The organism is Bacillota bacterium, from assembly GCA_013178305.1.
Taxonomy (GTDB): Bacteria; Bacillota; Sulfobacillia; order JABLXB01; family JABLXB01; genus JABLXB01.
Window position 1 is genome coordinate 15,942 of record JABLXB010000003.1, and the last position, 15,367, is coordinate 31,308.

At 63.3% G+C, this 15,367-nt stretch carries 16 protein-coding genes; 11 read left to right on the top strand and 5 right to left on the bottom strand.

The genetic code is table 11. From position 1 onward, the window contains the following. Positions 1 to 120: 120 nt before the first annotated feature. From HPY55_07805 to HPY55_07815, 3 genes are all read right to left on the bottom strand, one after another. Entirely contained in the window at positions 121 to 1,077 is a 957-nt protein-coding gene (locus HPY55_07805; protein NPV70530.1) for an MBL fold metallo-hydrolase, read from the bottom strand. Between the two features lie 21 nt (positions 1,078 to 1,098). Further along, positions 1,099 to 1,320, bottom strand: coding sequence for a DUF3006 domain-containing protein (locus HPY55_07810; protein ID NPV70531.1), 222 nt, complete (start codon positions 1,318 to 1,320; stop codon positions 1,099 to 1,101). 234 nt (positions 1,321 to 1,554) lie between these two features. Continuing rightward, positions 1,555 to 1,698, bottom strand: a complete 144-nt coding sequence (locus HPY55_07815; protein ID NPV70532.1) for a hypothetical protein — start codon at positions 1,696 to 1,698, stop codon at positions 1,555 to 1,557. A 182-nt stretch (positions 1,699 to 1,880) separates the two neighbouring features. On the opposite strand from HPY55_07815, the gene HPY55_07820 reads away from it, so the two are divergent. Together HPY55_07820 and HPY55_07825 are read left to right on the top strand one after the other, a co-directional pair. Further along, the gene (locus HPY55_07820) at positions 1,881 to 2,297 is read left to right on the top strand and encodes a DUF3842 family protein (protein ID NPV70533.1); all 417 of its coding nucleotides are present in this window, start codon (positions 1,881 to 1,883) and stop codon (positions 2,295 to 2,297) included. Between the two features lie 121 nt (positions 2,298 to 2,418). Beyond that, entirely contained in the window at positions 2,419 to 2,583 is a 165-nt protein-coding gene (locus HPY55_07825; GenBank protein ID NPV70534.1) for a hypothetical protein, read from the top strand. 11 nt (positions 2,584 to 2,594) lie between these two features. On the opposite strand, the gene HPY55_07830 is transcribed toward HPY55_07825, so the two are convergent. Further along, positions 2,595 to 3,776 (bottom strand): M20 family metallopeptidase, encoded by a 1,182-nt coding sequence (locus HPY55_07830; GenBank protein NPV70535.1) that lies wholly within the window; start codon positions 3,774 to 3,776, stop codon positions 2,595 to 2,597. A 154-nt stretch (positions 3,777 to 3,930) separates the two neighbouring features. Between HPY55_07830 and HPY55_07835 the strand changes: the two genes are divergently transcribed. The 9 genes from HPY55_07835 to HPY55_07875 all read left to right on the top strand — a co-directional run bounded on the left by HPY55_07835 (position 3,931) and on the right by HPY55_07875 (position 14,914). Continuing rightward, entirely contained in the window at positions 3,931 to 4,653 is a 723-nt protein-coding gene (locus HPY55_07835) for a hypothetical protein (GenBank protein ID NPV70536.1), read from the top strand. 3 nt (positions 4,654 to 4,656) lie between these two features. Then, positions 4,657 to 6,252 carry an L-lactate permease gene (locus HPY55_07840; GenBank protein NPV70537.1) on the top strand — a complete coding sequence of 532 codons (1,596 nt, stop codon included), beginning with the start codon at positions 4,657 to 4,659 and terminating at the stop codon, positions 6,250 to 6,252. Between the two features lie 361 nt (positions 6,253 to 6,613). Next, entirely contained in the window at positions 6,614 to 6,934 is a 321-nt protein-coding gene (locus HPY55_07845; GenBank protein ID NPV70538.1) for a ribbon-helix-helix protein, CopG family, read from the top strand. Beyond that, positions 6,931 to 7,350, top strand: a complete 420-nt coding sequence (locus tag HPY55_07850) for a type II toxin-antitoxin system VapC family toxin (protein NPV70539.1) — start codon at positions 6,931 to 6,933, stop codon at positions 7,348 to 7,350. The genes HPY55_07845 and HPY55_07850 overlap by 4 nt, the downstream gene beginning before the upstream one ends. A 575-nt stretch (positions 7,351 to 7,925) precedes the next feature. Beyond that, on the top strand, positions 7,926 to 9,425 hold the full coding sequence (lysA, locus tag HPY55_07855) for a diaminopimelate decarboxylase (GenBank protein ID NPV70540.1): 1,500 nt from the start codon (positions 7,926 to 7,928) through the stop codon (positions 9,423 to 9,425). Positions 9,426 to 9,642: 217 nt separating this feature from the next. Then, the gene (locus tag HPY55_07860) at positions 9,643 to 10,893 is read left to right on the top strand and encodes a homoserine dehydrogenase (protein NPV70541.1); all 1,251 of its coding nucleotides are present in this window, start codon (positions 9,643 to 9,645) and stop codon (positions 10,891 to 10,893) included. 168 nt (positions 10,894 to 11,061) lie between these two features. Beyond that, positions 11,062 to 11,739 carry an ABC transporter ATP-binding protein gene (locus HPY55_07865; GenBank protein ID NPV70542.1) on the top strand — a complete coding sequence of 226 codons (678 nt, stop codon included), beginning with the start codon at positions 11,062 to 11,064 and terminating at the stop codon, positions 11,737 to 11,739. Between the two features lie 83 nt (positions 11,740 to 11,822). Then, positions 11,823 to 13,490 carry an efflux RND transporter periplasmic adaptor subunit gene (locus tag HPY55_07870; protein NPV70543.1) on the top strand — a complete coding sequence of 556 codons (1,668 nt, stop codon included), beginning with the start codon at positions 11,823 to 11,825 and terminating at the stop codon, positions 13,488 to 13,490. A 38-nt stretch (positions 13,491 to 13,528) separates the two neighbouring features. Next, entirely contained in the window at positions 13,529 to 14,914 is a 1,386-nt protein-coding gene (locus HPY55_07875) for an FtsX-like permease family protein (protein NPV70544.1), read from the top strand. Between the two features lie 30 nt (positions 14,915 to 14,944). On the opposite strand, the gene HPY55_07880 is transcribed toward HPY55_07875, so the two are convergent. Next, entirely contained in the window at positions 14,945 to 15,367 is a 423-nt protein-coding gene (locus HPY55_07880; GenBank protein NPV70545.1) for a DUF86 domain-containing protein, read from the bottom strand.

The window sequence follows — 15,367 nt, forward strand, 5'->3', positions numbered from 1 at the left end:
GCGCGGGCCAGGCCGCAAATTGCGGGTCGAAAGATGGTGAGGGAGATTCGACTATACTGCGCCTATTCCTGCTTATGATAGGCCGTCGCAGGATGTGCTATGCCGATCGCCGCCTGGCTTTCAATCGCCCTTCCGCGCATGCCTGACGCTGATGGCCTTCCCGTCGGTTTCGACCACGACCGTCCCGTGCAGGTCCGTCCTGTATACCCTGGCCCCGGCCGCGTGGAGCCTGGCCAGCGTCCGCTCGGATGGGTGGCCGAACGCGTTGCCGGCGCCCACCGAGATGATGGCGTAAGACGGCGAGACGGCCTTGAGGAATCCGGCCGAACTCGACGTGCCGCTCCCGTGGTGGCCGACCTTCAACACGTCAGCGCGGGGTGAGACCTCCGAGGCCAGGAGCATCTCCTGCTCGGACCTGGCTCCCGCGTCTCCTGTCAGGAGGATGATTGCGTCTCCGTACTCGATCCGCGCGACGGCCGACCAGTCGTTGAGTTCGGCGTAGTTCTTGCCCGAAGGGGCGATGAAGGAGATCGAAAGGCCCCCGGTGTCGAGCACTCTCACTCCTTTCCGGGCCTCGTTCACCTTGAGGTCGCGCTTTTTCAGTTCGCGCAGGAATTCCTCGTAGTGCGCCGAGGTGTGACCCGTCTTCGGCATGTAGACGTCGCCCACTGCAAACGCCCTGACGACCTCGGCCATCCCGCCTATGTGGTCGGAGTGCGGGTGCGTGGCCACCAGGTAGTCTATCTTACTGACCCCTTCCGCCTTCAGGTACGCGACGACTACCTTACCCTTGCCGGGCTCGGCGGCGTCGACCAGCATGGTCCTTCCATCCGGGAGCTTCACTAGTATGCCGTCGCCCTGGCCCACGTCTATTACGTGAACCGACAGGGCCGGGCGCGCCGGCTCAGCGGGTGTGGACGGGGGAGGAGCGGGGGAGGACGGCGGTTTTTCGGCGGCGCCTGGACCCGGCGACGCGCCGGGCGGCGCGGGCGCTGGGACGAAGCAGCCCGGCAGAAGCGTCAGCAGCAAGACGATTACGAGACAGATCCGGCCGTGCGAGTACAGGAATCGCTTCATGGGCGCCCTCCGGGAGCGGAGCTACTTGAACAGTTCTGCCTCCAGTGTTCTTATGCTCTCGCGACGTCGTTTAGTGCTTGCCGCGTCTACATCGAGGCTGAACCGCAGGACGTCGCCTTCCTTTGCGCCGGGCGGGATTACCGACCTCGGAACGCTGAACGGTGTGCCCGCCAGTTCCAACACGGCCCAGTCACCCTCAAAACGGTCGATAATGAGATAATCACGGGTCAACGGCGATTCCACCTGCCTTCATGTGGCGTCGCACCGGGGTATTCCACTGCCCGGCAGTCAGCAAGATGAACCCCTCGATGACACCCGGGTCGAACTGGGCCCCGGAGCTGCGCCGCAATTTCGTTATAGCCGCAACTTATGTGGTGTTTCAAGACCCGCACTCACTGTTCCTTCAGCACAATCAGTTGAAAGAGCACCACACGGGTGCTCTTGTCGGGGTCGTTCAGCCGGACACAGCGGAGCATGTCACGGTTTCTCGGCGATCGCATGGAGCGTATCAGCTATGTCCTTCATAAGCCAGAGCAACGGGACGGTCATAAGCACGGAAACGAGCGCGAGCATTCCCATCCCCATGGCTCCCCGCCCCCTGTGCCGCATACCCATCATCATGTCAAAACACCTCCCCGGTTATTGTTGACCTTTCGCCGGGGCGCAAACAGGCGACTTGATGGCATCCAATCCAATCCGTGGGTTCGGTACGCCGCAAAGGTATTCGAGATACCGACGGCGAAAAGCGGCTTCAGGGACCTCAGGCTGCGAGTTCGCGGGGTTTCGTCAGGCGGTGCGGGCAATTGAGAATAGCGGTTGTCGACGGTCAGGGTGGCGGAATAGGCAAGATTATAGTTGCCCGGCTCAAGCAAGATTTGAGCGGCGCCGAACTCATCGCGTTGGGCACCAATGCACTCGCCACGGCGGCCATGCTGAAAGCGGGCGCTGATCACGGAGCCACGGGCGAGAACGCGATTGTTCAAACGGCTGCCGCGGTGGACGTCATCGCCGGTTGCCTCGGAATAGTCCTGGCGCATTCGATGTACGGCGAACTCACTCCCAGGATGGCCGAGGCGATTGCGAAAAGCAGGGCCAGGAAGGTCCTGTTGCCGGTCAATCGTTGCGGTGTCGATGTTGTAGGTATTGGACAGGAGACCCTGCCGGAGCTGGTCGGCCGGCTGGTCGAAATGATACGGGGTGAAGCCGGCGGCGCGCTGTAAAGGACGAGCCAGCGCGGACGCCGGCCACGGCCGCGCGTGCGGTAAGTTGGGAATAATACCAGCGGTAGAAGGGAATGGAAGGGGTTCGAGGAACTCATACATCCAGGAGGCGAGACCCCATTTGAGTAGCCGGCGCGTGTGCGCGGCTGATGGTAGCTCAGCGGGAGCACCACGGATCCGCGAGAAGTTCCAGGCGATACTCCACGAGACTTTGCATGCCGCAAAGCGGGTCTACGGCGAGCGGCTTGTCAGCCTACTCGTGTTCGGGTCCGTGGGGCGCGTCTGAGCCTCCTTGACCTACAGTAGCATCCTCTCAACAGCCCGCACGTATATCCTCGCAGCATCGAGCATCTTGTCGATCTCGACGTATTCATCCGGCTGGTGCGCAAGCGCGGGGTCCCCCGGTCCGCAGATTATCGACGGAGCGCCGAGCGCCGGGACGAAAACCGCCGCCTCGGTCGCGAATGGGACAGCCCCAGGGGTAAGCCTCTGGCCAGTGACGCCGGCGACCGCATCGATGAATAACCGCACCGCGGGGTGATCGGGAGCGGTCTCGACCGCCGGCAGGTCGTGGACGGCCCTGACTGACCCCCTGAACGACTGATCTGTGGCCTCCGCATCCGAGAGGAGGCGCTCCACCTGTTCGAGTATCCCGGCGTGGGACTGCCCGGGCACGGTGCGCATGTCGACCGTCGCCACGCAGCGGTCGGGCACGACGTTCGTCTTTACGCCGCCCGCAATCGTGTTGATGCTGCGAGTGAATCCGCCCAGCAGCGGATGCCTGGTAAACGGGATATCGAGCCGGTCAAGCCGCTGAAGCAGCGGGAGCATCATCATTATCGCGTTTTTGCCCAGGTGAGGCGTGGAGCCGTGAGCGGTCTTGCCGCAGGTGGTGATCTCCAGCCAGAACAGCCCACGCTCCGCTACACCGATCCGGTTGTCGGTCGGTTCCGCTATGATGATCGCCTGTGCGCCCGCGAGGTCGTGCTCCACCACCAGCGCCTTCGCGCCGGACATATCCACTTCCTCTCCTGCTGTCGCCGTCAGCACGATGTCCCCGCGGAGCGGCGGACCCGCCTCGGCGATCGCCTTCAGGGCCACCATCATGGCGGCAAGCCCGCCCTTCATGTCGGCCGAACCACGCCCCCAAACCCTGCTGGACTGGATCGTACCTTCGAATGGATCGACAGCCCACTTCTGCGTACCCGCGGGGACCACATCCAGGTGGCCGTTGAAGACCACTGCGGGGGCGTCACCCCGGCCCCTCAGCCTGCACAACGCGGTTGCCCGCGAATCACCGTGTTCCAGCAGTCGTCCCTCGAATCCGTATCTGCCGAGGAAATTGACGACGTATTCCGCGGCCGCCTTCTCGTCACCCGGCGGGTTGACGGTGTTGATCCGGACGAGGTCGCGGCACACGCCCGTAACGAGGTTGGCGTCGAGCCTTTGCAGGAACCCGAATTCCCTTTGCCTGGCCATATCCGCACACCTCAAATTAATCAGGATTATGGCCATAATATTCCAGGGGAGGCGTCGTTTCCCTCCAGGCCCGGCGTCACGGCGGTGCCGGCTTGTGCGAGGTCCGCGTGAAGCGCTAATATGTAAGCGTCGGCATGGACAGGAGGAAACCCCGATGCCCGTATTTCGCGTAAGCCGTGAACTGTTCGCCGCGTTCCCCGAGGCGTGTTTCGGGGTGGTGGCGGCGGAGGGGATCCCGCCAAGGGAGCCCGACCCGTCCCTCGAATCCGCGCTCCGCGCCGAATGCGATAAATTGCGGGGGCTCTTCAAGAGCGTACAGGATGTGCGTGAGCACCCCGGCGTGGCTGCGTGGCGGGATGCGTTCACCAGGCTCGGCTGGAATCCCAACCGCTTCCCGAGCTCGATCGAGGCTTTGCTCAGCAGGCTGGCGAAGGGCGGGGGACTGCCCAGCATCAACAACGTGGTTAACGGCGCGAACGTAGTGTCCTTACGTCACGTGGTGCCTATCGGAGCGCATGACATCGATTCGTTCGCAGGTGACGTGGAGATAAGACCCTCGCGGGATGACGACACGTTCACCCCGTTCGGCTCGGCCGGATTCGAGGTTGTCCCGCCCGGCGAGATGGTTTACGTAAGCGGCAATCAGATACGTACTCGCAGGTGGGTCTGGAGGCAGAGCGAAAACGGCAAGATAACGGCATCTTCCGGACGGGTGTTCTTCCCGATCGACGGGTTTTACGGAAAGACCTCGGATCAGGTGCGCGCGGCCAGGGAGGACCTCGCATCGCTGTGCAAAACGGTACTTGAGGCGGCCCTCGTGACGGAGTTCTGGGTTGATGCGGGGTCACCCGAGGCGGACTTGAGCGTTGGAGTGTGAGATTTGACCGGAGGCATTCGCGCGGTTTTCGCATCGTTGCCACTGCTCGTAGTACTGGCCGGAATGCTCAGCCTTGGGTGGAACGCCTCCAAGGCGGGCGCGGCAGGCTGGGTCACAGCCATGGGAGTCGCTGCAACCGCGTACTGCCTCAACCTGTCCAACCTCGCGATCGCAAACGCGAAGGGCATGAGCCTCGCGGTGTTCATCATCACTATTATCTGGGGCGCCTCACTGCTGTACAACATCGTGCGCGGTGGCGGCGGCGTCAGGGTCATCTCCCGCGGCGTGTCCCTGCTCGGTGGGACCCCCGTCGCTGAGGCGCTCATCCTCGCGTGGTGCTTCACAGGGGTAATGCAGGGCATCGGCGGCTTCGGCGTGCCCGTGGTCGTTATATCCCCGATACTGGCGGAGCGGGGTTTCCCGCCGCTGGCGGCTGTGACGGCGACGTTGCTCGGTCATTCGTGGTCGATTAACTTCGGCTCCATGGCGACGTCCTACTGGGCTATACAGCTTGTGACCGGCCTTCCGAAAACCGCACTTGCCCATCAGTCGGCGGTAATGGCCGTTGTACCCATCCTGCTCACAGGCCTGGGTGTGGCGTATATCGCCGGTGGACGACGGGGCCTTCTCGAGAACACCGTGGTTGTCGTGGTCACTGGATCTGCGATGGCGCTCACGCAATGGGCTGTGGTTACGAACGGGGTCCCCGAAGGCGGCGCCATCATTTCGGGCGCTGTGGGGTGCCTGACTGTGTTCCTATTATCGAATCTTTGTGCCCCCCGGGGCTGGCGGCGGGGCGCCGGCCCGCAGGCGGTGGATGGGTGTGCAGCGGCGGAGGCGTGCGCGCTGCCGGCCGCCCCATGGTGGGTTACGCTCGCGCCTTACCTGGCGATGGTCGTGATGCTCGTGATGGCTCAGGTCCCCGCCGTCAAGACCGGCCTGAAGAGCTTTGGCTGGGGACTCTCGTACCCGGGCTACACCACTCCGCTTGGCCTCGTGGTCAAGCCGGAGGTACGATACAGCTGGATCGGGCTGGTGAGTCACCCGGCGCCGGTACTCCTGATCGCTACCGCGCTCGGCGTGGCGATCTACCGTGCATGCGGGCTGATGACTCCGGACGCTATCCGCCAGGCGTGGAACGATTCTCTCAGGCAATGCCTGCCTGCCGCATTGTCGACGGCGTTCCTCGTAATGATGGCGCTGATAATGAACGATTCCGGCATGACGACCGACCTGGCCGTGGCGTTCGCATGGTTATCCGGCAGGTTCTTTCCAGTGATATCGCCGCTACTGGGGGGCCTCGGTAGCTTCCTGTCGGGCAGCAACGCGAGCTCGAACGTCCTTTTCGGGAAGTTCCAGGTTGAGACCGCGAGGGCGCTGGGCATGGACCCGGTGGTGTTGGCGGCCGCCCAGACCGTGGGTGGGTCAGTGGGGAGCCTGGTCGCGCCGTCCAAGATCGTCCTGGGCGCCGCCACAGTAGGCCTCGAGGGGTGCGAGGGCCGCCTCATGAGGGATGCGTTGCTGTACAGCGTCCCGGTCATCGTGGCAACCGGCGTGCTGTGCATGATAATCGCGTCACGGACCGTGGTTGTGAGGTGATGCCCATGCTCAGACTGCCTTGCCCTGGCCCTGTTTCCCGGCTGGTCCTCCTCGTGGGGTCTTTCCCACTCCTCTACTACGGTGGAACGCGTGGCGTGACGTGGTGCGCCGTTATCGGTACTGCTCTAGCGGTTTACACGGCCGCCTTGTGCATCTTCCGGCCGGGGGACTGCGCGAAGGACCGCTAGGAGACCCCTGGCCCCGTTAACCCTCACCCGACCGACCGTGCTGTCAACCAATGCAGGCCCGCACACGCCCGCTGACATTGGCTCCATTCATGCCTCGCCGATCATTGACATGCACGACATTACTTGGATATAATGAACACAGCGACATGCATGCGCATAATGAAGGGACGGCAATGAGCATGGAAAGGCGACCGCTCCAGGTGTACCTAGACGAACGCCAGATCGAGTTGCTCAGGGACATCGCGGAGAGAAGGAAAACGTCCATGGCCGACATCGTCAGGGAGAGCATAGCCCAGTACTTCGCCAGCTTGCCCCTCGAGGACGACCCCGCGATGAGAATAATCGGCCTCGGAAGGTCGGACGTGACGGACGGGCCCGAGAACCACGATTACTACGTCGCCGAGCACGTCATGGCCAAGTTCGATGGGGGCGGGGATAGCGCCACCGGGGACCGGAAAGCTGGCCGGCCACCAGTGAAAGGGGGGCGCCGGTGAACGAGGTTTTCGTTGACACAAGCGCCTGGGTCGCACTGGTTGATACCAACGAGCTCAACCATAAGGCGGCCGCCGGGGTGTATGAGAGTCTTCTGAAGAATTCGCGCCTGGTCACCACGAACCTGGTCCTGGCCGAGACACACACGACGTTGATGAGGAGAGTCAACAGCAGAGTAGCCTTCGCTTTCATCGAAAACACGACGTCGAGCGGCCGAATCCAGATTGTCTATTCGAACAGGGGGATCGAGGAGGAGGCACTCCGGGTCCTGCGCAAGTACGCTGACCATCCGATAAGCTATGTCGACGCGGCGAGCTTCGCCGTGATGTCAGGCCGCTCCATTCGGGACGCCTTTTGCTATGACAAGCATTTCGTTGTAGCGGGGTTCAATGCCGTCGGTATGACGGGATCTCGATGATGCGGCGGCAGGTCCCGTGGTCAAAACGCAAGGGGCCGCCGAGGCGGCCCGAAGTAGAGCGAGCCTCCAACCGAGACCGCGAGGCCGTACAGTAAACTTTTCACAACAGCAAACTTTTCGCTTGACATGCGGCCACTCGGATGCTAGATATTAAACAAACGGAATATCGAGTATACGCCTCATCTCCTTCAAAAGGGGTGAGTCAGAGGCGCGGCGTTCATGAGTAACCGTGGGTGAGCAGGGCGAGTACGCTTTCGAGCGTCAACCCGTGAGCGAAAGGGACCGCCGCCGAAGTCCGGCCGCCAGGCCGGGCTGGGGTCGCAGCCGAACAGGTGCGACACTGTCACCTGGATCTGCCCGATGGTCCAGGTGGAGCGCTACTCACAGGGCGGGGAAGGGAGGGTATTGCGGTAAGTCGAGGCTTTCGGGCCACCGCAGTGCGCTGCTGGTGGCCTTGACGTTTTCCCAGGGGGTATACCAATTCAGGGAGGTCTCCATAAATGGAAGAAGGCATGATCGAGACACCTGTCGAGAATCCCGGGGGAAACCACGGGGTCCAGGGTATTCCGGGCAGCATGGGTATATGCAGCGGCTTGAGGGTCAACGGGGCCGGTCACCTGGAGATGGGCGGCGTTGACCTGGCGGTCCTGGCCAAGAGGATGGGCACACCGCTGTATGTACTGGACGAATCGTTCATCCGCGCTCAATGCAGGCGTTACCGCGAGGCATTCACGCAGAATTACCCCCACTGGGACGTGGCGTACGCATCCAAGGCTCTCTCCAATCGCGCGCTAGTCAGCATCATGCACCAGGAAGGACTCTCCCTGGACGTGGTCTCGGGGGGAGAACTCCACACCGCCGTCACCGCCGGTTTCCCGCCCGAGCGCATCTACTTCCACGGCAACAACAAGTCCGATGAGGAGATCGCGCTCGGCCTCGACTACGGCGTCGGCCGGTTCGTGGTGGACAGCGCGATCGAGCTCGAGGTCCTGGGCCGCCTGGCGGCGGCCAGGGGGCGAAACGCGGCCATCCTGATCCGCGTAAGGCCCGGCATCGAGGCGCACTGCCACCACTACGTGCAGACGGGGACCACGGATTCGAAGTTCGGAGTATCGCTGCGGGAGGCCGCCCACCTCGCGCGTTCGGCCGCGAGGTCGGGTGTCCTGGCGGTTAAAGGCATCCACTGCCACATCGGTTCCCAGATACTCGAGACGAAGCCTTTCGAGGCCGCGTCGTCGGTAATGGTCCAGACCCTCGTCAGGGTCAGGAGCGAGATCCAGCGCCAGACCGGCGCGGCGTTCGCCGCGAGGGATCTGCCGGACGAACTCAGCCTCGGCGGCGGGCTAGGGGTCGCGGATGCCACTGGTCAGAGACCGCCATCCATTGAAGACTACGTGAAGTCGTTGTGCCGCACAGTCAAGGAGGAATGGAGGAAGGCCCATCCCGGCGACGCCGGCGACGGCAGCTACGCTAGCGCGCAGTTGCCGAGGATAATCATCGAACCGGGCCGCTCCATCATCAACGGCGCAGGCGTGACGCTGTACACCGTGGGGGGCACCAAGCTCTCCGGTAACCGCAGGAACTACGTATTCGTCGACGGTGGGATGGGCGACAACCCGCGCCCGGCCCTGTACGGCGCCAGATACACCGCTGCGCTCGCCAACCGGGCGGGAGAGGCGCCCGAGACCGAGTACAGGGTAGTCGGCAAATGCTGCGAATCTGGCGACGTGCTGATAGAGCAGGCCGGCATGCCGCGAGCGCACAGGGGCGACATCCTGGTCACGTTCGGGACGGGAGCCTACAACTACTCCATGGCATCCAACTATAACCGCCTGCCGCGACCGGCGATGGTACTCGTGCGCGACGGCAAGTGGGACGTCATAGTCAAGCGCGAGACATTCGAGCACCTCACCGCGCTCGACGTGGTGCCGCCGAGGCTCCACGCCTGGGCATGGCCGGGCGCGGCCGAGCGTACAGGCGGCCTCGGGGGGCAGCCTTCATGCTGCGGGGGCGAGCACGGGATGCTCGACAGTGAAAACGGGGTTGCCGGTCGTGCAGTGGGGTTGACGCGTTAGAATTGAGATAGTCCGGTTAACAGGGTCAGGGCCGCCGGTTTGCGAGCCGGTGGCCCTTTTGCCTTGAGGTAGCGCTCGGCCGTGAGGACTCCTGACCCTGGGGGCCGCTCAGGCCGGGGGGCGTGTGTGGGGAGGATATCGACCGAGGGCTACAGAATACAGTAGCCGCACGACGAGAATATACTAGGCGAAACGTACTTGAACTGGAGTTGAGATGGTGAACATCGCGTTGCTTGGGGCGGGTACAGTGGGGGGCAGCCTTCTCGAAATCCTCTCGCGTGACAGAGAGAGGATAGCGGGAGTGAACGGTGCTCCCGTCACCATAACGAAGGTGCTGGAGCCCGACCGGTCCAAGCACGAGCGCATACGGGCCTACGGTGCCTCAATCGCGGCCACCCTCGACGACATCACCGGGGACCCGTCGGTGGAGGTCGTAGTGGAACTGATAGGCAGGATCGACCCCTCGCGCGAGATGGTGCTGCGCTCGCTCGAGGCGGGTAAACACGTGGTGACTGCGAACAAGGACCTCATCAGCGAGCACCTCGACGAGTTTCTCGAGGTCGCTTCGAGGAGGAACGTCGCCATCTTGTTCGAGGCCAGCGTTTGCGGGGCGATCCCGATAATCAAGACGCTGGCCAACCACCTGAGGTCGAACAGGATAGACCGCATCGCCGGCATAGTCAACGGGACCACCAATTACATACTCACGAAGATGGCGGAGACGGGCGCTTCGCTGGAGGATGCGCTGAAGGAGGCGCAGCGCCTTGGATACGCGGAGAGCGATCCGACCGCGGACGTGCGAGGGCTCGACGCTGCGAGGAAGATATGCATCCTGGCCAGGCTCGCGTACGGTGTGCCCGCCCGGCCGGGCGGGATATCCGTAGAGGGGATCGAGAACGTCACGGCCGGTGACATCAGTGCAGGCAAGGCGACGGGGATGGTGCTCAAGATTCTCGCTGTCGCCGCGCGTCAGGACGGAGGGGACGGCGTCGAGGTGAGGGTGCACCCCGCGTACGTTCCAGCCACCCACCAGCTGGCATCCGTAACGGATTCGTTCAACGCGGTGGAGATCCGCGGATTCCCAATGGATAACTTGTTCTTCGTTGGTCGCGGGGCCGGCGGTATGCCGACTGCCAGCGCCATTGTTGGAGACCTCCTCGAGATCCAGAGGGCCCGGGAGTCGGCCGCGGTGTCATCCCTGAACGATTACGGCATCAGCAGGCTTCTGCGGCCGGAGGAACTGCGCTCGCGGTGGCTGGTGCGGGGGCGGCCCGGCGCCGGCGGCGGCGTGGCGAAGGTCCTCAGGTCGTGCGGCATGGCGCTCGAACGCACGGTGGTTGTCGATCCGGCGACGGGAGAGGTGGCCGCGTTTACAGGGGCGGTACTGGATCAGGAGATGAACCGTTGTATGGAGCGCCTGGCGGCGCAAGGATTCAGCGGCGCCCGCGCGCTACGATATCTCACGTGAACGACGCCGCAAGTCCCAGTGCCATGTAGAAGACCCCCCCGCCACGAGCGGGGGTTTTCATGCGCCCGCCACCCCACGCGGAGGCGCACACGCACGCCTGCCCACGTTTATCCATGGAACCCCGCCCCATACTGCGTCGTCGTAATCTCAGGGGGTATGAGAGTGTCCCTGGTCGAACTCAATTCGGTTGGCAAGGTATACCGCTCCGGCAAGGTGGAGGTCCACGCGCTCCGGGAAATCAGTCTCCGCGTTGGCAGCGGTGAGTTCGTTTCCATCATGGGGCCGTCGGGCTCCGGCAAGTCCACGCTGCTCAATATAGTGGGGTGCCTGGACAGGCCCAGTTCGGGGTCATTCCGGATCGGGGGGACGGCTGTGGACCGGCTCGGGGACGGCCAGCTCGCCGACCTGAGAAACAAGTGTCTCGGGTTCGTGTTCCAGGGATTCCACCTCCTCCCGCGCCTTACCGCCCGGCAGAACGTTGAGATGCCCCTCGTCTATCGTGGGGTGGTGCCACGTCAGCGCCGCGAGAAGGCGGAGGCGATGCTCGCCGCCGTCGGGTTGGCCAACGAGACAGGGCGTTTGCCTACGGAGTTATCCGGCGGGCAGCAGCAGCGCGTGGCTATAGCGCGGGCCCTCGTCGGAGAACCCGTTATCGTGCTGGCCGACGAGCCCACCGGGAACCTCGACAGCAACACGGGCAGGGAAATCATGATTCTCCTGCAAAACCTAAACAGCGAGCGCGGGGTTACGATTGTCCAGGTCACGCACGACCAGGCGATGGTGGCTTACGGAAGGCGCGTCATCCGGTTGAAGGACGGATACGTTGTCGACGACAGTCCGGCATAGCGGGACTGACCCGCGTACGACCGGGATGTGGCGGCGGCGACGGTGGTCGCGGCCAGGCGGAATTTGAAGGAGTGGTCGGGTCGATGAGCGAGGTGCCTCGGGTTACGGTCAGTCGTAAGACTATCGGGTTGTTGCTGGTGGGCGCGGTCGTCGCAATCGGCGGGCGCGCCGCCTACGGCAGGCTGACCTCCGAGGGTAAGGACAAGGCTGCCGCGCCGGTATACGCCACCGCGCAGGTGCAACGCGGGACGATCCGCGTGGCGGTGGAAGGGGCGGGGCAGCTTCAGCCGATATTCCTCAGTAATCTCGAAGCCCCCGCAGACGGCACAATCGAAGAGATGCTCATCGATCGCGGCCAGAAGGTTGAGAAGGGCCAGGTCATCGCCAAGCTGAGAAACGAGCAGGTATCGTACGAGGTGGCGGAACTCGAGTTCCAGTTGGAGCGCGCCATACTCCAGCTCGCTAACGTGCTCGGTGTACCCAAGTCGGAAGTCACCCGAGTCGACCCGGGCCGGGGCGTGTATGTGATGGCGCCGATCGGGGGACGACTGGTCAGCCTCGACGTGAAGGTCGGAGACAATCTGGCCGAAGGGACGCTCGTGGGTCGAATCGTCGACGATTCATCGGTGATCACTGTGGCTGAACTCGTCTCGACCGAGATGCCCGGCGTCGCGAAGGGCCAGCAGGTAACCATGAGGTTCGGTGAGTTTTCGGGTTTTGCGCGCGGAACAGTCACCGACGTCGACCCGACGCCGATCCCCAAAGGCGAGGGGTTCGTGTACCGGGTGACGATTGAGGCCGACAACCCCGGGTTGTTCAAGCCGGATCAGGAGTTCAGGGCGACGATACACACCCCGCGGGGCGACGTATCCGTCGGGTCGCCTCTCAAGGTCGACCGGTACAAGCAGGAGACCGTCGTCAGGTCGCTCGCCGAGGGTACCGTCACCGCGGTCAACGTTCGCAATCTTGGCCTCGTCAAATCGGGGCAAACCCTTGTGACGCTCGGTGGCGAGGCGACCAAGCGTTATGTAGAGCAGAAGCAGCTCGACATCCGCGAACTCGAAGTGAAGATAGCCAAGAAGCAGGAGATCCGCGACAAGATGGTCGTGGTGTCGCCGATCACCGGGACGGTGGCGTGGATTCGCGGCGGCCCCGGCACCTACGTCAGGGCGGGCGAGCCGCTCGGTAACATATTCGACAACTCCAAGATGAACGTCATGATACGCGTCGACGAGCTCGACGTTGTGCACCTCCAGGACGGCCAGGAAGCGGGGGTGAGCGTCGAGGCGCTTCCCGGGAAGAAGTTCAAGGGGAAGGTGCTCAGGGTCGACATGATGGGTCAGACGGAGGGCGGGTTCGCCCAGTACGGGGTGTTCCTCGAGGTGGAGGGGACACAGGAGCTCAAGCCTGGGATGACCGCCAACATCACCATATTCATAGACGAGAAAAAGGACGTCCTCCTTATGCCCATCGAGGCGGTATTCGAACAGGGCGGCGAGGCAATGGTGGAGGTACTGACGGATAAGGGGCCGAAGGCTGTGCCCGTCAAACTAGGACTTGTCAACGACGAGGTGGCCGAGGTGCTGAGCGGGCTCGACGAGGGGCAGGCGATCATCACGGGTAGCTCGCTGGACCGCCTGGACCGCGCCCGCAACGAAGCGGAAAACAAGGAAGAGGGCAAGAAGAAAGAGCCCCTGGTGATGCCGCAGAAGAGGCCGGTGGACTCACCGGCGCCGGCTCGCAAGCCATGAACGCTACCGTGCAGCAGCAGGCACAGCCGCAGCCTGGCATGCAGGCGCCTCCGCCGGCCCGGCCGGATTCCGCGCCGGGCGGGTGGCTTCCCGTAGTCCTCACGCGGGCCGTGTTCGGGGTGGAGATGGCGCTCGGCGGTGTGGCGATGAACCGCCTGCGCTCTGCGATCACCGTGATCGGCGTCACGATCGGCGTGGCTTCGATAGTGAGCCTGGTGGGCATCGGCGAGGGTGCGCGGCTGGCAATAGTACGCCAGTTCGAAAGCCTGGGGACGAACCTCATCAAGATCGAAAGCCATCACTGGCGCGCCGAGCTGCGCCCCGAGGACGCGCGTGCACTGGAGTCGCGCGTGCCCACGATATCCCTTGCCATGCCCGTCGTGAAAGCGGAGGGCCAGGTGAAGTGGAGGCGTCGCGCCCAGGAGGTCAAGATCATCGGGGTCTCCGAGGATTTCCCGGCCTTGCGGCAGCACCGGCTCCTTGCGGGCAGGTTCTTCTCACACCTCCACGTCAAGGAGCGGCTCCGCGTGGCCGTGCTGGGATTCAATGTGGTGGATTCGCTGTTTCAGGGCCGCAATCCGATCGGGCAGCGCATCTACATCGACGGTCAGAGGTTCACCGTAATAGGCGTGCTGGAACCCAAGGGGACCGGGATGGCGGACGACATCGACGACAAGATCGTGCTGCCGCTGACGTCGGCGCAGCGCTTGACGCGGAGCTATCGCGTGAACGAGTTGTGGGCACAGGGCGTTTCCCGCGAGGCGGTTGACGCGGCCGTGGTGCAGATCAGCCGGATCTACAACAAGAAACTCGGTCTCGACAAGCAGCAACCCGACGACGAGAAGGCGATCAAAATGCGGGGGGCGTACGGCCTGTATAGTCCGTATGGGCGCTACTACCCGCGCGGCGGGTGGGGATCATCGGGGTCCGTCAGGATGGAGATGCCGAAGCCCTACGAGAAGGACAAGGGCCTCGGCCCCGAGACGTTACTTTCGGTCACAAGCCTGAACGAACTCGTGCAGGAGGCCAGCCAGGCCAATCGCGTGATGACGCTGATGCTTGGAGGAATCGCCGGCGTATCGCTTCTGGTCGGCGGGCTTGGCATCATGAACATCATGCTCGTGTCGGTGACTGAGCGCACATCGGAGATCGGCCTGCGAAAGGCGTTCGGCGCCAAGCGTGGCGACCTCATATTCCAGTTCCTCGTTGAAGCGTTCCTCCTGAGCGCGGCCGGCGGGCTGATCGGACTCCTGCTGGGCGTGGCCGGTTGCCGCGCGATAGCCTCTTACGGCATCGAAGCCGAAGTCACGTGGAACGCCTGCTGGGTGGCTATTACGTCGGCCCTGGCTGTCGGACTCCTGTTCGGCGTCTATCCCGCGTACCAGGCTTCGGGCCTGTCGCCGGTCGAGGCGCTGCGGCAGTAAGGCGCCAGTATGAGCCACCCGGCCTTGCGGTTATCCTGAAATGTACGCCAGTATCTGATCCTTGAACCGCCTTATGTCATCCAGGTCCGTCCTGATGATCTCGTGCAATTCGTCGTTGGAAACCTGATGGTACAAATGAACCAGCCTGTTCCTGTAACCCGCCATCTTGACCAGTTGCAGTTGTAAGTCAGCAGTCACAATGCCCATTCTTCCGAGCCCCAGGGCGATGCCCTTGTATTCCATGGCCATATCCGTTCCACCGTTCTTGGCCAGGATGTGCCGGCCGATATCGAATACCGCCTCCAAAGCGCGCCTCAGGAAACTCTCGGCGGAGGCGGCAGTCCGGGCATTGAGGAATTCTTCCCTCGGCAGCAGGGAGAGTGCCTCGAGTTCGGTGAGGCATGTACTGATCAGGGCAAGTCTCTGCTTCACCAGCAGCCTGTCAACTGGCAT

What these genes read in the sequence shown, in the direction of transcription:
- HPY55_07805 (NPV70530.1), bottom strand. Translation starts at nt 1,077, where the DNA reads ATGAAGCGATTCCTGTACTCGCACGGCCGGATCTGTCTCGTAATCGTC.
- HPY55_07815 (NPV70532.1), bottom strand. Translation starts at nt 1,698, where the DNA reads ATGATGATGGGTATGCGGCACAGGGGGCGGGGAGCCATGGGGATGGGA.
- HPY55_07830 (NPV70535.1), bottom strand. Translation starts at nt 3,776, where the DNA reads ATGGCCAGGCAAAGGGAATTCGGGTTCCTGCAAAGGCTCGACGCCAAC.
- HPY55_07835 (NPV70536.1), top strand. Translation starts at nt 3,931, where the DNA reads ATGCCCGTATTTCGCGTAAGCCGTGAACTGTTCGCCGCGTTCCCCGAG.
- HPY55_07845 (NPV70538.1), top strand. Translation starts at nt 6,614, where the DNA reads ATGAGCATGGAAAGGCGACCGCTCCAGGTGTACCTAGACGAACGCCAG.
- lysA (NPV70540.1), top strand. Translation starts at nt 7,926, where the DNA reads ATGGGTATATGCAGCGGCTTGAGGGTCAACGGGGCCGGTCACCTGGAG.
- HPY55_07870 (NPV70543.1), top strand. Translation starts at nt 11,823, where the DNA reads ATGAGCGAGGTGCCTCGGGTTACGGTCAGTCGTAAGACTATCGGGTTG.
- HPY55_07875 (NPV70544.1), top strand. Translation starts at nt 13,529, where the DNA reads ATGCAGGCGCCTCCGCCGGCCCGGCCGGATTCCGCGCCGGGCGGGTGG.
- HPY55_07880 (NPV70545.1), bottom strand. Translation starts at nt 15,367, where the DNA reads ATGCCAGTTGACAGGCTGCTGGTGAAGCAGAGACTTGCCCTGATCAGT.